The sequence below is a fragment of the Paenibacillus sp. JJ1683 genome (assembly GCF_053006485.1).
On the sequence record NZ_CM129820.1, the window covers coordinates 1,741,156 to 1,766,714 of the forward strand.

A 25,559-nucleotide genomic window follows, 5' to 3' on the forward strand; every position below is an offset into this window, starting at 1 on the left:
ATTATCGGGTCTGTTTTTTTTCTTATTTTCAAGCTAACTAATTATAGCAGTGATCTAAGTTCACGTCGGTATTTGTTCAAATGCACGAACGATGGAATGACTCGCTTGGCAGAACGGAAGCCACCTATTCTAAGGTTGCGGACCACATGATAGGGAGAGATCAATAGCGTATGAAGCAGATGCAGATCCTGAGTACTCAACGGTCGATATCGTTGATAAAAGTCTATCGCGCGCAGCATCTTTGTCGCGTTCCAAAGACAATTCCGATGAAGAAGATGGGAGAGATCTTTCATCCTTACGTGTAGGGAACAATTTTCAAAGTCAATCAAATGGATTTTGAGCTGCCTGTCTTTGACCAGATTGGGATAGTTATAGTCACCGTGTATTAATGCAGCTGCTTTTTGCTCCTGCTGGATTGCAGCTCGAACTTTGGGCTGCTGTAGACGATATAACACTTCTTCACAAAGAGCTAGGAGATGTGCTGTGCCTTTGTAAGGACTGAGACGTTTTTTATATTCAGCTATTTCATCGCTCAAGCCTTCATAACGGATTCTGGAAGGCGGCGCTTCCGTGACAGGAAAGCCTACGGCACTGGTGTGGAATTTGGCTAAAGTAGAAATTCCCTTTTTGAAGTCTATTCTTTTTGTAAATTCCGGTCTGGGTCCATGAACCCAATTAGTTAGTGTATACGAAACACCTTCATAGGTCATGTAGGCTGTTTGCTGTACGGTTGGATAGACCTTTTGGCTACGTGTAAACCCGCGTTCATCCAGGTAGGACAAGACACGTGTAATAAAACGAATCTCTTCTTCCGGAAATTTGTAGGGTTTTAAGCAATAAGTTGTATTAGCGGTTTCAATCTTGTGAATGTCCTTCATTTGACGGCTACGCTGAATTTTGATTCCGTACATTTGCTCAACGTTCGATAAAATCGACATTTTGCTCCTCACTTTCTTTTATACACGGGCCCATTCCTGCAAAATATGGATGATTTGTAATCGAAGAGGCCACGACTGAGCCCAGTTGTCTAGGATTTCGCGGTCTCTTGAACGATTCGGATGTCGAGAAGCATGCCAAGCTTCTCGTGGCAGTTTATATAAAGCTGTAACAATCTTCCGCTCAGTTCGGCTGAGTGGTTTGCGTTTTTGATATCCCCTTAACAAAGATTGCACAAATTCAGGATTGAATTGAGTTGTATTCATAAGAGCCTTTGCCAAATCAGCATAGACGGAGCCAATCTTAGCCCGATCCCAATCAATGATTTTGAGATGACCGTCGTCTGAAATAATGACATTCGGGGTAGTGATATCACTGTGTATCAAGGAGGGATGCCGGCGTTCCGTTCGAAGTAGTCTTATAATGGATGCGTCCTGCAAATCCTTCCATGCACGTCTGGATAAACGTATACAGTCCTTGCCATGAGTGTTGTACCAGTTGCGATACTCTTTATCCTTGCGGCTGATTTTTGTCATTTTTTTTTGGAAAAGACGGTCTTGCTTTTTCCATATCCGCAATTGTTGAATGGTCGAAGGGGAATTTCCTTTCTCCATCCGATGTAAGCCGGTGGATGTAGCGTGAAGTGTGGCAAGGGCTAACCCTAGTTTTTCGAAATCTTCAGCGGTTTCCAGTCCCCGTCCTTTGATCCATTGACTTACATAAAATGGCGTTCCTTGATGTAGTGTCCATAGCTTGCCGGAATGAGTAGGGAGCCATGTGGGCATGTAGTTATACTTTCTCTTTTTCAAAAGCCTTATATAGCTCGCAGCTCGTTCCATCTGTTGAATCGTATTGGAACGAGCCATCTTTGAACGACTAAAGGGCTTTAATGCATAAGTTCCCTTTTTCGTTTTTACTTGGATTACTGCATTTTTTCGGTACAGTGATGAGACTAAGCTTGATTTTAAGGGGATCAGGCCGAAACGACGGGTGATTTCGCGAATCTGTGCTTTTGTATAGGATTTCGCCATAAGAACCTCACTTGACTTTTAATTGAAGAAAAAGGTAATCCTCTGTTAGTTATCAGTCTATTCATAAGGAAATAATAGGTGCAGTTTTATGGAGCTATTCTCTTACTTTTCCTGTTCACATTCGTCAAAAAAACGGAGCAGCGAAAGTTCGCTGCTCCGTTTTAATTTGCTCTGTATTACGCAAGCCTGATTATGAATGATTGATCAGTTATCGTTGTCATCTTCTTCGTCTGTATCCACGATCGCTCCAGACGATGCATGGATTTCAAGCTCGACAGTTCCTTCGTTGGTGAGTACCTTGACCTCATAGATGAACTGTCCGTCTTCCTTATCTAATTTAGAAGACAGAAGGGTACTCCCAGGCACATGCTTAAGTGCAATTTGTCCAGCCTGCTTTTCAGTTAGAGTGACGTGGTTGGGCTTGTAAAAGGAAGACTCGTCATTCGAGTCATGATCAAGCTCAGAATTGGAACGGATAGTTTTCCCGGTATAAGCATCAACATCTATATCCCAATCTTTATCTCCTTGCTGAAGATCCACCTCATAGTATACCTTTCCGTTCTTGCGCTCCAGTTCGACATCCTCAACTTGCGCATCATTTCCCACAGCCTTCTTGGCAATATTGGCAGCAGCAGTCGCTCCAATTAATCCCGTAGGTTTAGCAGCCCATACGGCATTTGCCGAGACACCTGTAACCGTAACTCCAAGCAGAACCGTGGCTGCTATTATTCCTAATGTATAGTTTTTTTTCATTACCTAATTCCTCCTTGAACTGTATGCTTGAATACAGCTTAACCCTTGAATATGAGAGGAACATAATAGAATCATGAGAAAACAATGAGAAGCTATAAGCAAGATCATCAGGGCGTCATGATTCGTCGTGATCCTGTTTTTCTTTTTCCCAAGTGATAGAGTCGATTGAGCCTGATACTGCATTGATCTGCACCACTGCCTCACGCCCATCTTGTATCTCAACCTCAACAAGATAATAGAGGCCTTTGTCATTGCGGTGCAGTTCAATATCATCGGATGTTCCATTCACTGCTTTTGCAGCAAGCTTGGCTGCTTCATTCTCTGTAATGACAAGAGAAACCGGGTCAGGTTTATGGACTGGATTTGATTTGTCATTGGGTTGTGAGGAACCGGGGGGGTGATCTTGGGGTTCCTGCTTTGCATCTGTATACATCTGTGTCCGCTTAATGGATTGAATGACACCATCATAGGCATTGACTTTTATTACATACTTCCCTTTGGTGCGTTCTAGCTTGATCACATAAAAATTATCCAAACGTTGGGATTCGAGCACCTCACCGGGATACTGATGCAATACAGATTGGACCACGGTTTTTTCTTCCAAGGGCGAAGCTGATAACGATCGTGCCCAGGGCCACTGTAAAAGGCAAATGGTGATTAATATAGCCGCTACCATACCTCCAATCATCCAGGTATAGATCGTTTTCATTGGTTTTGCCTCCTTTGGCTTATTATTCTGGAACAGTAGGGAGGATGATCGTTGCAGTTGTTCCACTTCCCTCTATGCTTTCTAGCCCAATTTGTGCTTGAATAGCTTGAGCAATTCCTGTAGCTAATGATAAGCCTAGCCCGGTCCCACCTTCCTCGCGGCTTCTGGCTTCGTCCACACGATAAAAGCGGTCGAAAACTTTAGATAACTTTTCTTCAGGGATTCCAATTCCTTGATCTGTGATTCTTATGCAAGGTTGAGCCGTACCGCCCACAATATCAATCATCAGGTGTATCGGCTCGTCACTGTATTTGCGCGCATTATCCAAAAATATAAATAAAAGTTGTTTTAATTTATTTTCGTCCGTATAGGCGATGCAGTCTGTTTGTACATCCAGTTGAATTTGTCTGGCGAAAGCATTTTCAAATGTAGCTTTCAGTTCTGTCCCTACTTTGGTCAAGCGCACAGGTTCTAACACGACATTCCATTGTTCTTCGTTTCTGGCCAATAGAAGAAGCTGCTCTGCCATATCCTTCATTCGGAGCGCCTCAGAATGGATCGCTTCAACGGATTCGGCAAAAATACTGGGATTCTGCAATCCCCGTCGTTTAAGCAGACTGGCATAACTTTCAATAATGGTTAGAGGTGTTTTCAATTCATGGGACGCATTCGAAACGAAATGTTCTTGGCGAACAAAATTCCGCTCCAGCAATTCAATCATGTCATTAAACGTTTCTCCCATTTCGACTAGCTCGTCGCGTGATGACGAATTGAGCGGAAGACGTTTGAATTTCCCGCTACGTTGAATCTCTTTCATCGTGTTAATCATGGATGTGATTGGATGTGTAATCAGTCTGCCCAGCAGTCTTCCCGATAGGACGACAGGAATAAAAGCAATTCCTGTGACTGCAATAAGTACGATCCTGAGTACCTGAAGCGTCTGCATCGTCGGTTGCAGGCTCTCGGTCACCTGAAGATTGACAACCTCTCCATTCGACCAAATCATGGGGACCGATACGTAAATATAACGGTTGCTTTCATAGGTAATGATGCGAACCTGCCGTGTTTCATTAAAAACGCCCTTCACCAAGCTGAGAGACTGCTCTGATGAAGAGGTGATAGGGGCAAGAAAGTCGCCTTCCGGTCTCATTAGCCGAAGCATACCATCCAGCGGCACATAAGCTCGTAGAAGATCCTCAGTGGCTACGGATACTGGAGCGCGTTGAATGCCATGAATCATGTTTTCTGCTGCGGCTTCTACCTGGTTTTTTCGACTGTCTATCGAAAGTTGGCTGAATAGAAAATAGACTAAGAAATTAATGACTACAAGTAAAACCCCGAATAGTAACGAGGTGTACGTATGGATTTTGTTCTGCAGCTTCATAACGATTCCTTCAGAACATAGCCAATTCCGCGTACAGTATGAATCAGCTCAGGGAGTTGGCGCGAAGGGTCAATTTTATTCCGCACGTAGCGAATATACACATCGACCACATTGGTATCACCAATATAATCAATGCCCCATACATTCTCCAGTAATTGTTCACGACTAAGTACCTGCCGCTGATGTCGAAGTAAATGAACGAGCAAGTCAAACTCTCGCGGCGTAAGCTCAATGTTGTGCTCTCCACGAAGAACTTCACGAGTACCTTCATGGAGACGTAAGTCCCCGGCACTAAGCCATTGATCTGCCACTTGTGAAGCCATGTCTTTCGCTGCACCTACCCTGAGCGCGGCCCTTACACGTGCAAGCAGCTCTTCGATCACAAAAGGTTTGGTAACATAGTCATTGGCTCCCAAATCGAGTCCCTCTACCTTATCTGCAATGGAACTTTTAGCCGTTAGTAAAATGACAGGAACGTTCGCATCATGTTTACGAATCCTCCGCAGGAGTTCGATGCCATTAAGACCGGGAATCATAATATCCAGTAAAACCAGATCCCAACTACCTTTGCAATAGGTCTCCAGTCCGTCAATTCCGTTTTTTTCTTTACTTACTTGATAGCCTTCAAATTCAAGTTCGATCTCTAGAAGTCGGGCAATCTTCTCTTCGTCTTCTACGATCAAAATGGATTGGTTCATAATCATGCCCTCCTGTAGGCGAATAGCCGATACGGAAGTATTTTAGCATATACGGACAGGTAAGACACTTCAAAGCACGGGACTGGGAGAGAAAGAGCTTAGCATAATGCGTTATAATTATGGACAATCCCCTCGGTCAGATGTGGCCCCTATCATAGAAAGGGCATTAGCGACCGGGGAGTCAGTGGGTCACATGGCAGTGATTTACTCAAAACATTATTTTATTGTTTGGAAAACAGGGGCAGTCTGATAGATACAGCAAATTATTTTTTTATACATCATAATTCGGTAAAATATAGACTGGAACGGATACGCGACATGACGGATTTTGATCTTAATGATTCCCGCGAGCAGTTTATATGCCATACATGTCTAATACATTATTATTTGCGGGAGTATAAGTAGTCGAACGTTTTTTGAGGCAGGGAGGGAAGGACATGGATAAAAGAATACTGATAGCGGACGATGAGGCGAGTATTCGAAATGCACTGGCCTATGCGTTAAAGCGGGAAGGTTTTTTGGTGGAAACTGCCGTGGATGGAGAGGATGCATTGGAAAAAGTGCGTTTGTTTCACCCGGATGTGCTCATACTGGATGTGATGATGCCCAAACTGGGCGGATATGAAGTGTGTCGCCGTTTGGAAAGCCGAAAGGGCATCGGTATTTTACTGCTAACCGCAAAAAACGATATCGTCGATAAGGTGCTTGGACTGGAGTTGGGGGCGGACGATTTTATGAGCAAGCCGTTTGACCTAAGAGAACTGCTCGCACGTATTAAGGCATTGGTACGGAGACTGGAACGAGAAGGAGCGCCTGCGCCGGAAGGAACGGAAATAATACTGGACCTGTTGCGAGTGCGTCCGTCCAGTCGAACGGCTGAACTCGGAGCAAAAGCATTGGATCTGACCCCCAAGGAGTTTGATGTGCTGGCGCTACTGGTGTCCCATGCTGGAAGGGTATATACGCGGGACGAGTTGCTGGAACAAGTATGGGGCATCGATTATGCAGGGGGAACGCGGACGGTGGATATTCATATTCAGCGCTTGCGCAAGAAGCTGGAGCCGCACCAGTCGATGCTGCAAACTGTGTATGGAATCGGCTATAAGGCGGAGAAAATGACGTGAACGAACATCATTCACTCCATCCAGAAGGAAGCTTGCAATCCACTGACCAGCCAAAGCGCAAACGTAAGCGTACAGGCTTGAGCCTGCGCTGGAAATTTCCGCTGGTCCTGGCGGCTTTACTGCTGTTTACTGTCGGTGTGCTGAGCTGGCTCGTACTTACCGGTATTCGTGCTAATCAGACAGACCAAATGGAACGCGGCTTAAAGCGTCAGGCGGAAATCGTGGAGATGCGCGTAAAACAGTCTTACCTGTTGGGAGTTCACCAATCGCCCGAAGACTTCATGAAAAAGCAAGCGCCGCAGCTTGCCGTGGAGCTTGGCGTATCCAGTAATATGCGCGTTATTTTATATGATGGCCGGGGAGATGAGGTCGGAAATTCTCTACCACTGGCTTATAGAACAAACGTCGGCCAGGCGCTTTCTTATGCGCTCCAAGGGAAAATTGCGTATATTACGGAAGGTAGCTCAGTTACTTATTTGGCTCCGCTGCAAGGTCCGGACGGCTTGCTGGGAGTGGTACAGCTTCATAGCTCAACAGAAGCGCAGCAGCAGTTCTACCAGGCGATTGCCCGCTTGTTTTTATGGACAGGAGGGGCGGTGCTGGTTTTAAGCTTTGTTCTGGGCTTAGGCTATGTCAGCCGCCAGACGAGGGACATCGGACGACTGACTCGCGTTTCTGAGCAGATCTCGGCAGGGCACTTTCCAGAAGCTCGATTGCTGCGACGTCAGGACGAGCTAGGAAGGCTGGATGAAGGGATGCTCCAGATGAGTCATGTGATCCGGGCTAGTATTACCGCGCTCGAGAATGAAAAGCTTCGGCTGGAAGAAGCAGTTCAGCGTTTGCGAGAGCTGGAGCAGCAGCAGAAGACTTTTATTGGCAATATCAGTCATGAACTGAAGACTCCGTTGACCTCTATTCAGGCTTACGCTGATTTGCTGGATATGTATGGGGATGATCCCGAATTGGTGCGTGAAGCCAGAGAAAGTATCGGTAAGGAAACAAAACGGTTGTATGAGCTTGTCGAGGATTCACTGAGACTATCTGTGCTGGACAAATACGATTTTGAATTACATACGGAGGAAGTGGAGCTGCATTTGCTGCTCGAAGATGCAGGTAGCCGAATCCGGGGGAAAGCTGCGGCGCGTGGACTAAATTTTTCGATGGATACCATTCCAGCCAAGGTGTGTGGAGATCCTAAGCATCTAATGCATATTGTACTGAATTTGCTGGATAATGCAGTAAAATATAATCAGGACAAAGGCTGGATCACGTTATCCAATCGAGTGGAAAAGGACACCGTGATAGTGTATATATGCAATTCCGGTCCATGGATTCCTAGGGAAGAATGGGACATGATTTTTGAGCCGTTTGTTACCTTAAGCCGTGATCGTTCTCGCCAGGACAGTGGTACGGGACTTGGCCTGCCTCTGGCACGCAGACTGGCGGAGCGCATGGGTGGAGAGTTGCAGCTTACAGCTTCGGGCGGTACTGGGTTGGAAAATAGCAATGGTCATTCAGTTGCAAGTGGCAATGAATTTTCGCTCAGGCTCCCCCTGTTGGTTCACGATGGCTCTCAGTAGATAGCTTTAGAACTGAAAATGTTGTCTTATTTACAATTTGGAAACAATTCGATGTATTCACGAGATGTTCAGGCATTAAGCTGGGGGTAACGTTAACAAGGAGGCCGTTATACATGATGAAGAAAAACCTAGACAGCTACGGGCAAAAGAACGGCTTTCCTCGTCTCGAATATCCCTATGCACGCTTTTTCAGACACAAAGTCACAGGCTTGCTCATGACTGGTTTGATCGCTGGAGGATTGCTCAGCGGCTGCGGCATAAAAAGCGCAGGAGAGACAATTCCAACATCCGGTATGAAAACGGGGCAAAAGCTTACTGTGATTGACATGGATGCAGCTCGGCAGCAAGTATCGGACGAACTGGTGGTACAGTCCATCGACAGGCTGGGAGATGTCTACGCGAGGTCATGGCTGAGTGATGAAGAATTGATTGTGGAGCGCCAGAATCAGTTATGGATTCATAATGTAAAGACCAACAAGGAGCGAGTTTTAACACCAGGTCGTAACGCTCTACAGTTACTTGCTGTGGTATCACCGGATCAACGCCATGTGTTTTTTACGGAGGGCAGTGCCAGCAGCAAGTATGATATCCAGGGCTATATTTTAGAACTCAGCAGTGGTAAGGTTACATCGGTTGGTCAGCTGGACATGACTAACGAAGTGAGCTGGGGCGATAAGGATCATCTCATTACAGGTACACCAGACGGTAAGATACATCTGATTGGTCTGAACGGCAAAGCAGAAGAACTAAGCTTTCAAGATCCGAATCACTCAGAATTAATTGCTCATGTCGAGAAGGTGGGTAACGACATATTTTATACAGGCAATGATAAACAAGGGTATCCGGTACTGAATCGGTTCTCTCTCAATCATCCTCAAGCTGTGACCATTGCAGAGGGGGCCATGTCTTTTGCTGTGTCGCTTGATGGTAAATCTATTGCCATTGAAAAGCGGAAATGGAATACATCCGAACCAGCCCGTATGATCATTTTGGATGAACAAGGCAAAGAGAAAGGGATCGTGGGTCAAGGGACTTTAATGAGTCGTGGAAGCTGGTCCAGCGACGGGACCAAGCTTGCTTTTTCCATTTATGATGAGGATCAGCAAGGAATGAGAGGGCTGTATGTGTTTGACCAATCCACGGGTAAAACCACTCCCGTTACGACCGATATCCAATCCTATGACAGTCCAACAGTGTGGAGCCCTTCCGCCCGGTTTTTATCCATGTACCAGAACATTTCGGAAGGTGGAAAACAACTGAATCAGAGCTACATCGTCGAATTTAAGAAAAAGTAGTAAAAAAGGGCGCATTTCCTTCTTCGGAATGCACCTTTTTTAAATTAGGCTGGCTATTCGATTGTGGGTCACTGCACAAACTTGCGATGATGTTTCTTCCCATCATATGAAAATAAGGCGAGCTTCCCCTCAATCATCGTTTCCAAATGAACGGTACGCCCCCACAGTTGATATACATATGGAAGCGTGCGCTCCATATATTTTAAATCCAGCTCAATGCCTTCATACTGATGCTTGAGCTTTAACTCGCCCGTATGCAGGTAGTCTCCGTCCTCAACGACGATGTAAGGGGAGCCTCCATTTACGCGTGAGAACACAAGCTGATCCCGTATGTTTTCCCAGGATTTATCGGTAATTTTCCAATCCGGCCCCCGTTTCTCAAACACGTACAAATCTAAATCCTCTGTTAGCTGCTTGGTCATGTAATTGCGTATAAAAGAGGTGTCCGAATCAAACTCTCGCACCTCGAACATTTTAGCTCGGCCCTCGCCCGGTTTGCGTCCTTGACGCTCTTGCTCCTCACGGGTCGGGTTATCCCATCGCTTTTCAATATCTTCAAATATCTTCAATCCCAAATAATACGGATTCAAGCTTTGCTTGGAAGGCTGCACAACGGAAGCATTTAGCATGGCAAATTCAACAGTTTCATCCCCGGTCAGATCCAGTTCCCTGACAATCCGTTGATGCCAATAAGAGGCCCAGCCTTCATTCATGATTTTGGTCTCCATTTGGGGCCAGAAATACAGCATTTCGTCCCGCAGCATCGTCATGATGTCCCGCTGCCAATCCTCCAGTACCTCGGAGAATTCCTGAATAAACCAGACAATATCCTTTTCAGGTTCCGGTGGGAACTGGCGTACCTTGATCCCCTCGGTCTCGGCCGAATCATGCTGCTTTACTGTGTCCAGTGACCACAGATCATCGTAAGGTCCGATGGGACGCTGGTGTTTTTTAGGTTCTTTTTGCTCCTTGATTTTGAGTTCCATATAGCGTTGTTTATCCAGATGTCTTGGTTTGATGAGCTGTGGGTCTACATGCTCCTGTATCGCCAGTACAGAGTCAATGAAGGATTCCACGGCCTTGGAGCCGTACTCCATTTCATAGCTGCTGATCCGTTCCGCGGTGGCAGACATGCTCTCGACCATATTGCGGTTGGAGGCCGAGAAGCGGGCGTTGTGTTTGAAAAAATCGCAGTGTGCCAGTACATGGGCGACAATCAGTTTATTTTGCACCAAAGAATTTCCATCCAGCAGGAAAGCGTAGCAGGGATTGGAGTTAATGACCAGCTCATAGATTTTACTCAATCCAAAATCGTACTGCATTTTCATCTTGTGAAATGTTTTTCCGAAACTCCAGTGGCTGAAGCGCGTGGGCATACCATACGCACCGAATGTGTATACAATATCCGCCGGACAAATTTCATACCGCATCGGATAGTAGTCGAGACCGAATCCATTTGCAATCTCCATAATTTCTGATATCGCGTATTCCAGCTCTTTCTGGTCGGTACTCATCCCACCGTTCCCCCTTCCCGTTTGCGAAAAAAGGTGCGTAGGGCTTGGTATACCTCACCTTTTTCCTTGATGACATAGTACATAAACTGATCTGTCTTAATATTCTTATAGGCTGACATCAGCGTACTGCTGCGATTATATTGGTTCACCTCTCCATAGCCGAACAGATTGCTGCGCTTCATAAGCTCCTCAATTAGTTTCACACACCGTTCATTGTCTGAGCTTAGGTTATCGCCATCGGAGAAATGGAAGGGATAAATATTATAAGTGGAAGGAGGATAGCGCTTGTCGATAATCTCCAATGCTTTCAAATAAGCAGAAGAGCAGATTGTTCCGCCACTTTCACCGCGAGTAAAAAATTCTTCCTCCGTAACCTCCTTGGCTTCGGTATGATGCGCAAGAAAGACAATTTCCACCTTTTCATATTGGCGGCGCAAAAAGCGAGTCATCCAGAAAAAGAAGCTGCGGGCGCAATATTTTTCAAAAGATCCCATGCTGCCTGAGGTGTCCATCATAGCTATAATTACCGCATTGGATTGGGGAATGGTTTTCTCTTCCCATGTTTTGTAACGAAGATCGTCCGGACTAATATGATGAATGCCCGGATTCCCCTCACGAGCATTGCGGCGCAGATTTTCGAGTATCGTTCGCTTCTTGTCAATGTTCGCTTGCATGCCTTTTTTGCGTATATCATTGAATACGATAGATTCAACCTCAATTTGATCCTTATCTTTTTGCTGCAAATGCGGTAATTCCATTTTCTCGAACAGCATATCTTCGAGTTCTTCTATGCTGACTTCAGTTTCCATAATATCGTGTCCTGGCTGGTCGCCTGCTTTCTCGCCTTTACCTGGCTTCTGGGAAGCAGGATCACGTCCGATGACATCCCCCACCTGACTGTCGCCATCCCCTTGACCTACATGCTTTTGCTTTTGGTAGTTATAAATGAAGCGATATTCATCCAGACTGCGAATGGGCACTTTGATAATCTGTTGACCGTCCGACATTATAATATTTTCTTCCGTTATCAGATCGGGTAGATTTTGCTTAATGACATCTTTGACCTTCTGCTGATGGCGTTGCTGATCCTGGTACCCTTTGCGATGCAGCGACCAATCTTCACGGGATACGACGAATGAATATGGCTGGCGTGGTTCCGTCATTGTTAGGCACCCCCCAAGTGGATACACGGCACAGTTTGGCCTTGTTGGTTATTAAGTATATTCACGGGGATGTACGATATGTGATGGAACTCGATTTAAATTCTGCCCGTTTGCTTTTATAATGAAAGTAAAAAATGTAAAAAAAGAATGGAGAACCTTGGTTATGGAAGAAATTGCAGTGCTTATCGTAGACGATGAACAGGGACTGCGAGATATGCTGACAACGGTATTAAAAAAAGAAGGGTTTCTTCAGGTTAAGCATGCAGCCACGGGTCAAGAAGCGCTGCAAATCGTGATGGAATCTCGAATTGATGTGATCGTGCTTGATGTTATGCTTCCTGATCACGATGGGTTTGAGGTGTGTCGTCAGATGCGTCTATATACGGAAGCTCCTATTCTTTTTTTGACAGCAAGAGATACAGATTTGGACAAATTAATGGGCTTTGGTATTGGAGGGGACGATTATATCACCAAACCATTTAACCCGTTGGAAGTCGTAGCGCGTATGAAAGCTCGAATGAAATATCGAAAAGTGACAACAGCGGACATGAAGCCTGCCTTACGAACCTTAGATTTTGGATATTTTTGTCTGGAATTGGAATCAGGTGTGTTGTATGTGCAAGACCAAGAGGTCGATTGTCCTGCGCGTGAATGGCTGCTGCTGGTATTTTTGTGCAAGCATCCTAACCGTATATTCAGTGTGCGTCAGCTATACGAAGCACTATGGAGCGAGACCTTCCTTGGTGATGAAAAGACAGTAGTCATTCATATCTCTCGTTTGCGAAAAAAAATAGAACCTGATCCCAAGCATCCGCAATTTTTAGTTAATGTAAGAGGGCTAGGTTATAAAATGATATCAGTCAAGAGGGGGGAGCAAGAATGAACTCTCTGATCAAGATGTCCTTTCGTTTTATAAAAGTAACATTATGTTTTGCTCTAGCCTATGTTCTTTGTTTTCTTATCTGTACTGTTATATATATTTTTATAAAAAGTACATTTGGTACATCTCATAATATGAATATTGATCTCTTCTGGATCGGACTTGGAATCATGCAGAGCCTTGTGTTTATAGTTGTCTATGGATGGTATATAGGCAAACCCTTGGTGTATGTAATTAAATGGATTGGAAATATAGCAACAGGGGAATTCCAGGCACCGCTAAGTGAGCTAGAACTGCCAGAGCGCAAAAAAAATCAGAGAAATAATTATAAGCCTCCGTATCAATTGTATAAAGAAGTTTTTGAACAAATGAACATCTTATCTGCTCAATTGCGCAGTAATGAGGAAGAGAGAATAGAAATAGAAAAGCGAAAACAGCAGTGGGTAGCAGGCGTAAGCCATGATCTCAAAACACCATTATCCTATATTGAAGGATATGCAGCCATGCTGACTACTCAAGAGTATGATTGGTCCGATGAAGAAAAAAGAAGCTTTAGTATGGCTATCAGTGAGAAAGTGACGGAAATGAAGCAGTTAATTCAGGATTTGAATGCTTCTATGCAGCTCAAGGAGGGTGCCTTGCCGATCCAACTGAAGAAGGAGGACATTGTGGAGTTTCTCCGCAATACAGTCATAGATATCGCTAACCATCCTTCGGCCGAGCAGTACGAATTTTCTTTTATGTCATTGGAGGCAGTATGTACCATGCCCTTCGATAGTAAATTATTAGGTAGAGCGCTGAAAAATTTTTTGATGAACGCAATCATTCATAATCCTTCAGGTACACATATTTCAATGGATGTAAATAAAGAGAGCGACAAGCTTCATATTTCGATCGAAGATGATGGAAAAGGAATGAATCCAACTGAATGTATACAGGTGTCTCATTCCAAAGAGCATGGCATACCTATTGCCAAAAGCTTTATTGAAGCTCATAACGGAACGCTTCATATTCTTCCGGGAAGTAAAAAGGGTACCAGGGTGGAAATTACTTTGCCGCTAAATATGTAACTCTTTAACATCTGTGCCTTCACATTTTGGAGTTCGCTCGTTTTTTTGCCTGTTGTTTAGGAACTGTTTACCTGATGTTAACTTTCCTTCTGTAAACTGTATGTAACTAAAACTTCAGCATTAAAAGTCGAGAGGAGATCAGGAAATGTCTGAATATATAATACATACACAGCAGCTAACCAGGCGTTTTGGAAAACGAGAATTTGTCAAACAAATAAATCTCCAGGTACCTGAGAAGCAAATTTACGGATTTTTGGGACCAAACGGGGCGGGAAAAACGACCACGATTCGTATGCTACTCGGGCTGATTAAATCCACATCCGGGGAGATTGAGATTTTTGGGAAAAAGCTCAAGGATCATCGCATGGAAATATTAAAGGATGTAGGTTCTCTGGTTGAATCACCTGCCTATTATGCCCATTTGTCTGCATATCGAAATTTGGAAATCGTTACAACAATGCGTGGGCTGCCGACCCGAAAAATTCATAAAGTGCTGGATTTGGTGAGATTAAGCAAAGATGCGTATCGACCGGTAAAAGGATACTCCTTGGGGATGAGGCAAAGGCTAGGAATTGCCATGGCGTTGATTGCTGATCCCAAATTGTTGATTCTTGATGAACCGACGAATGGTTTGGACCCGTCTGGTATCCAGGAAATTCGGGAGTTAATTATGAGCCTGCCTGATGCTTACGGAATGACGGTATTGGTTTCGAGCCATCTACTAAGTGAAATCGAACAGATCGCAACCTATGTAGGGATTATTAATCAAGGAGAAATGATTTTCCAGGGAACGATGAAAGAACTTACAGACAAAAGCAAGCCTCAATTATTCATTGAAACCCAAAATCCTGTTCAGGCTGCTGGAGCCCTGATGCAGCATGGATGGATTGCCGGAGCTGAATCCATGGAGCAAAAAGAGGTCATAACTCCTATTGTGGATCGGCAACAATCATCGGAGATGATCAAAGTGTTGGTAGAGCACAATCACCCCGTCTATCGGGTAAGGGAGAAGAAAAAAACATTGGAGGAAATATTCCTGGAGCTGACGGGTAAGGAGCGAAGTTTATGATACTCCAAGTTATCAAGGCGGAAGGATATAAGCTGAAAAAAATATGCTGGTGGCTTCCTCTAATACAGGGCTGTGTCCTTACAGGGATGACTGTCATGGAATGGTATCTCTACTTTCGTCAGGGGCCAGGAGGGGTCTATGCTGGTTTTGCGGTTATGTTTATGTTCATCTCGTTTGTAATGCTGCTTGGCGGTACACTTCTAGCAAGTATTATGGCGGGTACAGAGCATGATACCCAAACATGGAAGCAGCTTATGGCCATGCCGGTTCCCAGAAGCTACATCTACTTATCCAAAATGTTTTGGATTGTGATTCTGCAGTTTGGTACTGCCTTGATTACGATAGCAGGGATGAGTCTCATCTGGGTGCTGTATACAAACGAGTCCATTCCTTGGCGAGTTATGCTGCTGCAGCCGATTAACGCCAGCTTGGCTACTCTGCCTGTACTTGCAATTCAACTTTGGTTGTCTACGCTTTTTACTAATCAGGCATTCCCGTTAGCATTTGGCATATTTGGTTCTATTGCCAGCTTGTTTTTGGCACGAACCAGTATTCTTTGGATTAAATTATTACCTTGGTCGTATCCGGCTCTATCAAGTCCTCTAATTAAGGGATACGTAATGTGGGTGATCATTGCTTTATGTGCAGGGGTCATCTTCACAGGACTCGGTACTCTACAGTTTAGAAAGCATGAATTCAAATAGGAGGAGGAGAAGTATGGGATCCATTTTACGCGTGGAAGCGATGAAGCTTCAATGGGTCATGGTATGGATTCTCATTATATTAGATGCGGTTATCAATTCTTTAATGGGAGTCCTGGAACTGAACGATTTGAAGCAGTTTTATGAGCCTAGCTGGTTAATGCTATACACCTATGCGGCGCAATTTCACTCGATGTTTTTTTATCCGCTTTATTGTGGAATTATCGCTTCTCTTTTGTGCGCATACGAACATCGAGACGGGGGATGGAAGATTTTATTGAGCAGTCCATATCCCCGTCAGCGAATCTATTATGCAAAATATATATTGCTCATTCTCATCCTGTTTCTTGATCAGCTTACATTCATAGTAGGATATTTTGTAGGTGGGTATATAGCAGGTGCTCCAGGAAAAATCCCTTGGTTGCTCGTCCTTTCTACCGGATGGAGAGGGTGGTTCGGGATTCTACCATTGGCAGCCCTCCAGCTTATGCTCTCGGTGAAAATTCGCAATTTTGGAGCTTCACTAGGAATGGCTATTTGCTGTGTGGTGCCTAATATTGTTATGACAGGCTTTCACTCTTCCATAGGCGCATGGTTTCCTTTTACGATTCCTTATTATATCATGTTGCCGCAAACAGCGAGCTATGCTCCTAGAGTTGAGCCTTATAGTCTTGGTTTGATTGTACTTTTTACGTTTTTAGCCTATCTATTTGCTGGAAGAAAGATGTTTGTGAATAGAGATTGGCTGTAGCTAGGATAGCATGAGCATGTAATCCCAGGGCATCTCTTTGTTCTCAGAAACACTTAATAAAGCAGAAGCAATCCCGGCGACGCCTTCAAGCAGGCCTGCTTTTGTCAGCCAGGCCAAAGAGCTGTCTGCCCTTGGCTCGGGGTCCAGATATCCAAGTGGGCTATCGGCTTGAAAGCGATCTATCAGCTGACTGGTTAAGTGTTGAATAAGCGGGATAAACGCTGGTTCCTTACTGTGACACCACATTCGCCAGGAGATCGTAAGTAACCCGGCAAGACCATGGCACAATGCAGAGGAGTCCATTTCCTGCTTAGTAATCTCATAGGTAATGGCACCGATACAGGCCTTCACAGCCATTTTTTGCAGTTCTTCATCATGAAGAGCCTTCCCAGCAAGATATAAGGAACAGGCAACGCCGGGAGTACCGTAACACCAGGCTTCTCTTGCTCGTTTTAAATCTAACTGTAAAGAGGCTGTTTCAGCTTCAAAAGGAACAATATGAGGCCAGTAGTAGCCGTATGTATCCTCATTTTTATACTTAAGCAGCCATTCCGTAATCGTTTCAATCGCTTGATATTGGCCTTTTACTTCAATTCCAGAACTGTAAGCTACAGATAGTAAGGCCAGTGGTCCGGGAATGCCGTGTGCCATTCCGCAATTGAAATTACCCATAGCATAATTGCTTTTATCACGATCCAAAAATTGGAACTTTTGCGGAGAGTACCAGCCTGGAACATAGCGGTTGTGAATTTTTATAGGATATGTGAGATCGGTTAAAAATTGAAGAATAGGCTCGACAAGAGGAGTACAACTAGGATCGGTTGAGTTCATCACAATATATCTCCCAATCCCTGAGGCTCCTGAAATCGTATCAAAGGATTGCATGGGCATCCCTTCGTGCAGAGCTAATTGTGCTGTATTCAATTGCAGCCATTGTTCTGTCAGAGGAATCATCCATTCATGTATTTGCTGTAAAAAATGGCTGTAGTATTCGCCATGATTGGAGGCTTCTCTCACAGAAGAAGCAATGCCGGTCCAGCCGCTGTAAAGTGAGACATCATTCAGACCTTTTTTAGCAAGTGAAGCTTGAATGTGCTTCATATTCAAGTAGATTGCCTGATTCCAATCATACGTGGAGTCTGAAGCACGACATTGAGATAGTAAAAAAATATTACCCGGATAACCGTGTGAAAGTGAAGTATCTCCCCATGGGTGATATTTTGTTTCGGGTGAAATATTTTGCTCTGCGTGGACTGCTTTGTAGACCGATTCAGGGTTACTCAGGCGCAAGGCGATTGTTGTACTGAAGTCTTTTGCCTGTAATTGCTCGCATGCTTCCATAATAAAATGGTCCGTTTTCATACGAATGCCCCTTTCATTTTTTCCTTCATTATATTGTTGCTCAAAGCTGGCGAGTTGTCCTTAAAAATTCTAAAAAGTAACGAGGGATTATCTTAATTGCATTCACTAAATTTAAGATGTATGTAAGAGTTTTATAAAGTCTAGTTAAGATTATATAAATTATAATAAAATTGTAAAAAATAAAAGGAGGTAGCAAAATGAAAAATCAATTTGATCTGGACTTGCAAGTTGCCAAAAATGAGGTTGCTCCTAAAGAGGTTCAACCAGCTAGTGGTCTTATCTGTACTCCTTCATGTGCAACAGGTACTTTGAATTGCCAAGTTAGTCTTTCTTTCTGCAAAACGTGTTAATAACGAGAAACAAGGTACAAAAGGCACGGTTTTATAACCGTGTCTTTTCCCGGTTATAAAATAGGGGGAGGAATTATGGTTGGAGATTTGCAGGAAAGGTCAGTTGAGATCAGCAAAAATATTACACAAAAACTGATAGACCTATCATATACAGAAAAAATAGTTCATCATAGAAACAACCTTTCACCTTCGCGTGGGACGGCCCCTTGGAATCCCGGCTGGCTTGCTGATGGAGTTCCAGGTGTATTCGTGCTGTTGGCCGAGTGGGGTTATCTGAAACCTGATCAGAATTGGGCAGAACATGTGCATACACAGTTGTTGTATTTACATCGCAATTCTTTAATATTACTACCCGATATATCTCTGTACTATGGTTCTACAGGTGTAGCATATGGAATATTGCTTGCCTCAAATAACAGAGCTAATTATCAGCAACTGTTAAATCAAATAAATGATTATATTCGTACTCAATGGGTAAAGTCACCCGTTATAAATACAATTACAGAGTTCAGCAAGCAGATGGACGTTATCCACGGCCTGCTCGGAGTGGGCAGATACACATTAGAGATTCCTGAAGACGACGAGAAGATGTGCAATCTGACCCATCAACTATTAGATACTATAACGCACTTTATACCTGAATATATACATTCGGTATCAAGGGGAAGTTCGACTTCGATTCATCTAGGAATGGCGCATGGCATCACCGGAATCCTTGCACTACTTGTCACTGCCCTACAAAAAAAGATTAGAGTTAAAGGATTACATGAGGCTATAGAATATATAGCCGATTTTTTGCTTATTCAAATTCAGGAGGATCAATATGGTTTGTATTGGCCTGTAAGCTCTCAAGCGACTTCAATGAACAAGACAGATAACAAAGAAGGAATGAGAGAAATTGAAGGCTGGTGCCATGGAACCTGTGGGATAGCATGGACTTTATTCAGAGCAGGAATGGAGTGTAGCAATGAAGAATGGACAAAGATAGCTGAACAAGCTATGAAATCCGTATTTTGCTTGGATGATGAGCTTTTAAACGCGCTATCCCCCACTTTCTGTCATGGATTGGCGGGTTTGCTTCATATGGCTCATAGATTCTATTACTTCACTGGTAATCAAGCTGCATTAGGCTTTGCCGACCAAATAGCATTAAAGTTGATGAATCTATACGATGAAGAGCTCCCATTTGGTTATCAGGACTTGGAGGGGACAACTCATGTTCATAATATAGGAATACTGCAAGGGGCAACAGGAATTGCATTAAGCTTGTTGGACTATGGAGTAGGGAAGGAACAACCTAAATATTCAGGGAGATGGAGTGAATTGTTTCTAATTTCGTAAAAGCTCTGTCTTAACTGCTTATCTGAAGCCGTGCTTTTGGGGAGGATTAGATGAAACAAAAATTTATGGTTATATCATCCTTTAAGAAGATTAAGCATTTTTTTGAGACTTTAAGCACTCCAGAAAACATTCAAATTATGTTTTATGATTCGCTTTACCAGGCTCTACCGGATATTGATGAGCAGTGCATCGGTGTAGCTTTGAATCAGGATCACGTAACGCTAGAGGATTTATCTCACTGGCACACCATTAAAGAAAAATTTACAGTCCCATTTATCTTCCTATCCTATCATTGTGATGACAAACGGCAATTGGATCTCCTCAAACAACTGCTTTCCATGGCTTCATCTGAATATGGGCTGGAAAGAGATCAGGAGGCAATTAGTTTATCACCCAATGTCATTTTTGATCCTGCTGGTAAGGTTATTTGGAAGCAAGGACATGAGCATATGCTGACGATGATGGAATTTCGATTATTGATGTATCTCCTTACAGCGAAAGAGTGTGCATCCACGATTGATCACATTATAGACAGAGTATGGGGAGTTGATGCTTTTACTACATCTAATACGGTGTATGTGCATATCCGAAAATTGAGAGAGAAAATAGAAGATGATCCAAGTCATCCGAAAATACTGGTAACATGCCATGGAATCGGTTACAGGTTGAATATATTTCCTAAAAACTTGGAGGTGGCCAGTTGTGAAGAGACAACTGCATTACACTGATGCTCATAACCTACATAGAGAACCGAGAGATAAGAATGAACGATGGTTCAGCGCATGTGATTATTTTCTAATCAGAGCCCCATTACTACCGTTAGAGCAATATTTTGAGGTGTTTTCGGATCAAGATGTAGATAGCCATCTTTCTTTGGAGGAAATCACTCGTCGACTAAAGCTTGTGTCCCGTGAAGCTGTTATTCGAGAAGCTATTTCATTGGCCTCTCCGTCCCTTATGCAGTTTCTACACTACTTGAACGATGACGATGCTTTGGAAGATAAAGGAGAGTTACAAAAGTATGAGAAGACGCTGAATAGTTTTTATCGTTATTTTATTCGGATGACTACCCGAACGACTCCATTTGGATTATTTTCAGGGGTGGGGCAAGGGATTTGTAAGGATACTACCCATTTGGACATAGGTACCTATCATCAACATCTGAAGAGAGCTAGACCTGACATGGAATGGATATATAAGATTATCCGAAAAATGGAGTCTGACCCAGTCATATTTGATCAATTAAAGGTTTTCTTAAACCGAACGGTTATGATCAAGGGCGATCGCGCCAAATTACCATTTCGGCCTAAGCATGGAGCGGCAGAAACCGATGATTCGGCCGAAATGTTTAGTTCCATTCGGCTTACGGACGTCGTTCGCCTGACGTTTGAAGCTGCTGAGCATCCGATTCAGGTGATGGAGCTTAAAGAATTACTATTGAAGGCATTTCCTGACGCTACTACGGAAATCATCGCTCATTTTTTGCAGCAGCTTGTAGAGCAAGAGTTTATTTTGAGCGAGCTTAGACCTCCACTGATGGATCACTCACCTTTTCATTACATATTTGAAAAAATTAAAAAAATGGACATGTCTGATCATTGGACTGACATTTTACACGAAATTGATATTTTATTACGACAATACAATCAGTGCATGATTGGAGAAGGAGAGAAGGCCTACCGAGAACTATGTGGAAAAATGCTAGATATCATTGCTGTAAAAACGCCTGTACAGGTCGATGTCAAATTAGCTCAAGAAGTAACGCTGCCGAGACATGTGCTCGATGATGTTGCATTAGGAGCTGAAGTCATGTGCAGGTTGTTTTCATCCCCAAAAACGGATGAACTGGACGAATATTTAAATCGTTTTTTGGAAAAGTACGGAGTGTACCAGGAGGTCCCTATCAATGAACTGTTTGATGAGGATTGGGGACTTGGTATACCAAAGACGTATCGTACCAATGAGAAAAAATCAATGGGCATGGAAGCATTTAAACGCAACGCAGTTCTCTTTCAATGGCTTTCGAATGCCATTGCCAAACATGACATAGAAATCGTTCTTTCAGATGAGCAGTTGGAGCAGCTGACGATATCCGATAATGATGACACTTCCCCGGAATCTTTGGAGGTATACTACAGTATATTTGCCGAATCACCTGAAAAAGTTGATTTAGGAGACTATAAGCTTTTACTTGGGCCCAGCGCCGGTTCTAATCGGGCAGGTAAAACTTTTGGACGTTTTCTGGATATGTTTAATGAAGAGTATGTTCAGAAATTCTCTGATATCTATGATCATCACCGATGCTTTCATCCCGACGCCTTGTTGGCAGAGATGGTTTTTATGCCTGACCAGGGAAAAATATCGAATATATCACTGAGCAAAAATTTTATGGAATATGAAATCGTGTCCGGAACGACCTCTTCTAAAGATGAGGAGCAGACACTACACATGGATGATTTATTGATAGGTGCAACTCACGACCGTTTCTATGTCAAGTCCAGGCGTTTGGGTAAAGAAATCATCCCCCTGCAAACCCATATGCTTAATTACAAGCTTTCACCGCATATATTCAGATTCTTGACCGATATCACCAACAAAGAGCTTGGCACATGGTCATACTTTGACTGGGGGCCACTAGAGCAGTCTCCTTTTTTGCCAAGACTTGTATATGGAAAAATTGTTATTGGTGCTGCGCAGTGGAGGCTTGGCAAGGCTGCATTGAATATTTCAGATTTAACTGAGCCTCAAGCAAGGGAGGAGCTTTTTCATACTTGGAGAGAACAGTGGAATGTGCCACGCTATGTTTATTTAACGATGGGAGATAACCGACTGTTATTGGACCTGTGCAATCTCTTCCATATCAAAGAATTGCTTCGTGAGATGAGCAAGATGAGGGAAGGACAGGAACTGCTTCTTACCGAGTGTTTGGGCGATCCATTCCATACCCCGCTACATGGGACCGCTGGAAGATATATGGGGGAATTTGTGTTTCCGCTCAAGAAGAAAAAAATAAAGGGGAAGCCGAGTATTCCAAGTTTACCCCACAAGATGGATTCTCAAAAATTCATGGCTTATACCCCTTCGGGCATTCATAGAGGGTTCCTTCCAGGAGGTGAATGGCTGTACCTTAAATTGTATGGAGTCAAGGAAAGGGAAACGGATCTTATTTCCTTAAGCTTGGATCAACTCCGAAATAACCCGGAATTTGAGGATTGGAGTAAAAAATCTTATTTTTTGCGGTACGTTGATCCTGAGCATCATATTCGTCTGCGGTTTCAAGGAGAGCCAGGTCAACTATGGAGTGCTGGCTTGGCGCAATTAAATCAGTGGGCAGGTGAGCTGCGTGAAGAGGGATTTATCACACATATGGTACTGGATACATACCTTCCTGAGTTGGAGAGGTATGGAGGGCAGACACTTATGGACCTGGCAGAACAGGTTTTTGACGTGGATAGCCGATGGGTTATCGCCTATATGGCAGGAATTCGTTCCAAAGCTTTCAATCTGGACATAGAGATTGCAGCTGTGATTAACATTATTCACTATTTAAGCAGCTTTGGTTTAACGATTCAGGAGCAAGTGGACTGGCTAGAAGGTAGAATTGACAGCAAGCCTTATATGAAGGCGTTCAGGGATATTAAAAAAGCATTGATTACCGCTGTAGAATCGGAATATGAATGGATTAGACAAGCGGATACGGCTACACAGGTCGCTTTGTTGGCACTTGTAGAAAAAAGACAGGCCATGATTCAACAGTATGCTCAAGCGATAACCCTGGCTGAAAACAATCATGAGCTTACGAATCATGCTAATGATATTTTAGGCAGTATCATTCATATGCACCTGAATCGTCTGCTGGGTGTAAATCGGGAACGGGAAATGAAATGTATGGCTTTGGCAAAGCATACAGCGGCCAACCTGTTGCATCGGAAAGGAGTGCGCCATGTCACAGTCTAAAGGACAAACCAATGACCTGGTTTCCTTGTCCTACCAAAATATATTTCGTACCTTTTTATTTTGGCCTCGTATATTCAGGCTGCTTTGGGACACACACCCTACTTTTTTGATCGCTATACTTATTACAAATTTGTTGAAGGGTGCCGTTCCTGCTGTGATCCTTTTAGCAACGAGGGAATTAATTAATAGTGTTGTGGCAGGAGCGTCAGGAGGAAGCTTTCAGCCTGTTTTTATAGCTTTTGGTGTTCTAATAGGTGTCAATTTGCTGTACGATCTGATCAATATTGGGGAAAGCTTTTTTCGTAAAATGTTTCAAAGCCGGCTATCAAACCAGGTAAATATCAGAATTATTGAAAAAGCACAAAAGATGTCTTTGCAGTCGTTTGAGGATGCAGATGTGCAAAATATGCTTCAACGTGCTCAGGGAGAAGCAGATTACAGACCATTTGAAATATTTACTCAGATCCTCGCCATTATGAGCAGTGTGGTAACCTTATTTTCGACGGGTGCTATTCTTATTGCGTGGAGATGGTGGGCATTTTTATTCATTTTTCTCATTCCATGTTTGTCATTCTATTCCTTTTTACGCATTGGGCAAAGAGAATTTAATGTTCACTTTCAAAGAGCAGGAAGACAACGTGAATCCTGGTATTTGTCTTTTTTGGTGACGAGAGATAACAGCTTTAAAGAAGTGAAGATCTTTCAACTGGGAGATTATCTGCGAAAAAGGTATAAAACAATACTCGAAGGGTTTTATCGTGAGGATAAAGTGCTGGCGGTTCGTAGATCCTATACTTCTCTTGCATTTCAGATTGTGAATCAGGGTGCATGCGCATTTATTATTTTCATGGCCATACAAGCCACTTATGTTGGTCAAATTTTAGTGGGGAACCTGGTGAGCTTAATTCAAGGTATCACGTTAACCCAGTCAACGTCGCAGAGCATTGTACAAGGTATTTTAAGTCTGTGTCAAAATAATTTGTATATTAAGCAGCTTTTTGACTTTCTGGATATGCCGGAGGAAACAAAAATGCAAAAGTCAGTTCAAAACTTTCCTTTGTCTGCTATACACAGTATTGAATTTCGGAATGTATCGTTTAGATATCCTAACACGGAGGAGAATGCCATTTCTAATGTTAGCTTTACTCTTCATCAAGGAGAGAAGCTAGCCATTGTAGGGAGAAATGGATCGGGTAAATCAACAATTGTGAAGTTACTCACTCATCTGTATTCTGATTTTGAAGGAGAAATCTTAATTAATGGACACTCAATACACGAATTGGATAAAGACAGCTTTAGGGGAAAGATAGGCGTCGTTTTTCAGGACTTTGTACATTATGAGATGTCTGTTAGGGATAATATAGGCTTTGGTCATGTGGCTGCCAGAGAAAATGATGAGGCCATTTGGACAGCTATTGATAAGGCAGGCATTGTAGATTTGATAGCTGGTCTGCCAGAAAAACTGAACACTCTGCTTGGAAAATGGTTTGAAGATGGACAACAGCTATCTGGAGGGCAGTGGCAGCGCATAGCAATAGCTAGGGCTTTTATGAGAAATGCTGATATCTATGTGTTGGATGAGCCGAGTTCTTTTTTAGACCCACACGCAGAGAAGGAAGTTTTTCAAAAATTTGATCAGCTTGTTCACGAGAGAATAGGAGTATTTATTTCACACAGATTGTCCTCCGCACGTATGGCGGATACCATTATTTTAATGAAGGAGGGCAGAATTGTGGAAGCGGGCAGTCATAAACACTTAATGGATATGGACGGAGTATACGCTGAAATGTTCAGGCTACAAGCATCTTCGTATCTTTCACAAGGAGAAAGTGAACTTGAGCAAGAGATGCTGTCACCTCCGTTGGTAAAGGCGACAGGCGGATCGTAAGAA

Annotated in this window: 23 protein-coding genes; 14 read left to right on the forward strand and 9 right to left on the reverse strand. The window is 43.4% G+C overall.

All coding sequences use genetic code 11. The features are described from left to right. Positions 1 to 41: 41 nt before the first annotated feature. The 6 genes from ACUC6J_RS07510 to ACUC6J_RS07535 form a co-directional block, all read right to left on the reverse strand. Positions 42 to 938 (reverse strand): phosphotransferase, encoded by an 897-nt coding sequence (locus tag ACUC6J_RS07510; RefSeq protein ID WP_016820493.1) that lies wholly within the window; start codon positions 936 to 938, stop codon positions 42 to 44. An 18-nt stretch (positions 939 to 956) separates the two neighbouring features. Next, entirely contained in the window at positions 957 to 1,967 is a 1,011-nt protein-coding gene (locus ACUC6J_RS07515) for a phosphotransferase (RefSeq protein ID WP_447249995.1), read from the reverse strand. A 204-nt stretch (positions 1,968 to 2,171) separates the two neighbouring features. Beyond that, positions 2,172 to 2,720 carry a PepSY domain-containing protein gene (locus tag ACUC6J_RS07520; RefSeq protein ID WP_447249996.1) on the reverse strand — a complete coding sequence of 183 codons (549 nt, stop codon included), beginning with the start codon at positions 2,718 to 2,720 and terminating at the stop codon, positions 2,172 to 2,174. A 115-nt stretch (positions 2,721 to 2,835) separates the two neighbouring features. After that, positions 2,836 to 3,429, reverse strand: coding sequence for a PepSY domain-containing protein (locus tag ACUC6J_RS07525; RefSeq protein ID WP_420539971.1), 594 nt, complete (start codon positions 3,427 to 3,429; stop codon positions 2,836 to 2,838). Between the two features lie 22 nt (positions 3,430 to 3,451). Beyond that, positions 3,452 to 4,813, reverse strand: a complete 1,362-nt coding sequence (locus ACUC6J_RS07530; RefSeq protein WP_447249997.1) for a sensor histidine kinase — start codon at positions 4,811 to 4,813, stop codon at positions 3,452 to 3,454. Then, positions 4,810 to 5,511: a response regulator transcription factor gene (locus ACUC6J_RS07535; RefSeq protein WP_016820488.1), complete on the reverse strand. Its 702-nt coding sequence runs from the start codon at positions 5,509 to 5,511 to the stop codon at positions 4,810 to 4,812. The genes ACUC6J_RS07530 and ACUC6J_RS07535 overlap by 4 nt, the downstream gene beginning before the upstream one ends. A 165-nt stretch (positions 5,512 to 5,676) precedes the next feature. Here ACUC6J_RS07535 and ACUC6J_RS07540 point away from each other — a divergent pair, with 165 nt between their 5' ends. From ACUC6J_RS07540 to ACUC6J_RS07555, 4 genes are all read left to right on the forward strand, one after another. Then, positions 5,677 to 5,916 (forward strand): PucR family transcriptional regulator, encoded by a 240-nt coding sequence (locus ACUC6J_RS07540; RefSeq protein ID WP_447250290.1) that lies wholly within the window; start codon positions 5,677 to 5,679, stop codon positions 5,914 to 5,916. Positions 5,917 to 5,948: 32 nt separating this feature from the next. Continuing rightward, a complete protein-coding gene (locus ACUC6J_RS07545) occupies positions 5,949 to 6,635 on the forward strand; it encodes a response regulator transcription factor (protein ID WP_025364467.1) in 687 nt (228 codons plus the stop codon). Then, complete coding sequence (locus ACUC6J_RS07550) at positions 6,632 to 8,215, forward strand: sensor histidine kinase (protein WP_447249998.1); 1,584 nt, start codon at positions 6,632 to 6,634, stop codon at positions 8,213 to 8,215. The genes ACUC6J_RS07545 and ACUC6J_RS07550 overlap by 4 nt, the downstream gene beginning before the upstream one ends. Positions 8,216 to 8,328: 113 nt before the next feature. Continuing rightward, a complete protein-coding gene (locus ACUC6J_RS07555; RefSeq protein WP_017426672.1) occupies positions 8,329 to 9,510 on the forward strand; it encodes a hypothetical protein in 1,182 nt (393 codons plus the stop codon). Between the two features lie 68 nt (positions 9,511 to 9,578). Here ACUC6J_RS07555 and ACUC6J_RS07560 read toward each other — a convergent pair whose 3' ends face one another. Then, positions 9,579 to 11,024: a SpoVR family protein gene (locus ACUC6J_RS07560; protein WP_102997733.1), complete on the reverse strand. Its 1,446-nt coding sequence runs from the start codon at positions 11,022 to 11,024 to the stop codon at positions 9,579 to 9,581. Beyond that, positions 11,021 to 12,187, reverse strand: coding sequence for a sporulation protein YhbH (gene yhbH / locus ACUC6J_RS07565; protein WP_447249999.1), 1,167 nt, complete (start codon positions 12,185 to 12,187; stop codon positions 11,021 to 11,023). The genes ACUC6J_RS07560 and yhbH overlap by 4 nt, the downstream gene beginning before the upstream one ends. Positions 12,188 to 12,350: 163 nt before the next feature. On the opposite strand from yhbH, the gene ACUC6J_RS07570 reads away from it, so the two are divergent. From ACUC6J_RS07570 to ACUC6J_RS07590, 5 genes are all read left to right on the forward strand, one after another. Further along, on the forward strand, positions 12,351 to 13,070 hold the full coding sequence (locus ACUC6J_RS07570) for a response regulator transcription factor (RefSeq protein ID WP_447250000.1): 720 nt from the start codon (positions 12,351 to 12,353) through the stop codon (positions 13,068 to 13,070). Positions 13,071 to 13,201: 131 nt separating this feature from the next. Further along, entirely contained in the window at positions 13,202 to 14,137 is a 936-nt protein-coding gene (locus ACUC6J_RS07575; RefSeq protein ID WP_447250001.1) for a sensor histidine kinase, read from the forward strand. 145 nt (positions 14,138 to 14,282) lie between these two features. Continuing rightward, entirely contained in the window at positions 14,283 to 15,206 is a 924-nt protein-coding gene (locus ACUC6J_RS07580; protein WP_447250002.1) for an ABC transporter ATP-binding protein, read from the forward strand. Next, on the forward strand, positions 15,203 to 15,910 hold the full coding sequence (locus ACUC6J_RS07585; protein WP_447250003.1) for an ABC transporter permease: 708 nt from the start codon (positions 15,203 to 15,205) through the stop codon (positions 15,908 to 15,910). The genes ACUC6J_RS07580 and ACUC6J_RS07585 overlap by 4 nt, the downstream gene beginning before the upstream one ends. A 13-nt stretch (positions 15,911 to 15,923) precedes the next feature. Further along, positions 15,924 to 16,658 (forward strand): ABC transporter permease, encoded by a 735-nt coding sequence (locus ACUC6J_RS07590; protein ID WP_447250004.1) that lies wholly within the window; start codon positions 15,924 to 15,926, stop codon positions 16,656 to 16,658. Here the strand turns inward: ACUC6J_RS07590 and ACUC6J_RS07595 are convergent, their stop codons facing one another. Then, positions 16,659 to 18,020, reverse strand: coding sequence for a lanthionine synthetase C family protein (locus ACUC6J_RS07595; RefSeq protein ID WP_447250005.1), 1,362 nt, complete (start codon positions 18,018 to 18,020; stop codon positions 16,659 to 16,661). It abuts the gene before it with no gap. A gap of 197 nt (positions 18,021 to 18,217) precedes the next feature. Here ACUC6J_RS07595 and ACUC6J_RS07600 point away from each other — a divergent pair, with 197 nt between their 5' ends. From ACUC6J_RS07600 to ACUC6J_RS07620, 5 genes are all read left to right on the forward strand, one after another. Continuing rightward, positions 18,218 to 18,370: an FDLD family class I lanthipeptide gene (locus tag ACUC6J_RS07600; RefSeq protein WP_016820476.1), complete on the forward strand. Its 153-nt coding sequence runs from the start codon at positions 18,218 to 18,220 to the stop codon at positions 18,368 to 18,370. Between the two features lie 75 nt (positions 18,371 to 18,445). Next, positions 18,446 to 19,711: a lanthionine synthetase C family protein gene (locus ACUC6J_RS07605; RefSeq protein WP_016820475.1), complete on the forward strand. Its 1,266-nt coding sequence runs from the start codon at positions 18,446 to 18,448 to the stop codon at positions 19,709 to 19,711. 50 nt (positions 19,712 to 19,761) lie between these two features. Next, positions 19,762 to 20,439, forward strand: coding sequence for a winged helix-turn-helix domain-containing protein (locus ACUC6J_RS07610; RefSeq protein WP_016820474.1), 678 nt, complete (start codon positions 19,762 to 19,764; stop codon positions 20,437 to 20,439). Next, on the forward strand, positions 20,414 to 23,668 hold the full coding sequence (locus ACUC6J_RS07615) for a lantibiotic dehydratase (RefSeq protein WP_447250006.1): 3,255 nt from the start codon (positions 20,414 to 20,416) through the stop codon (positions 23,666 to 23,668). The genes ACUC6J_RS07610 and ACUC6J_RS07615 overlap by 26 nt, the downstream gene beginning before the upstream one ends. Positions 23,669 to 23,822: 154 nt before the next feature. Next, a complete protein-coding gene (locus ACUC6J_RS07620; RefSeq protein WP_447250007.1) occupies positions 23,823 to 25,556 on the forward strand; it encodes an ABC transporter ATP-binding protein in 1,734 nt (577 codons plus the stop codon). Positions 25,557 to 25,559: the final 3 nt, after the last annotated feature.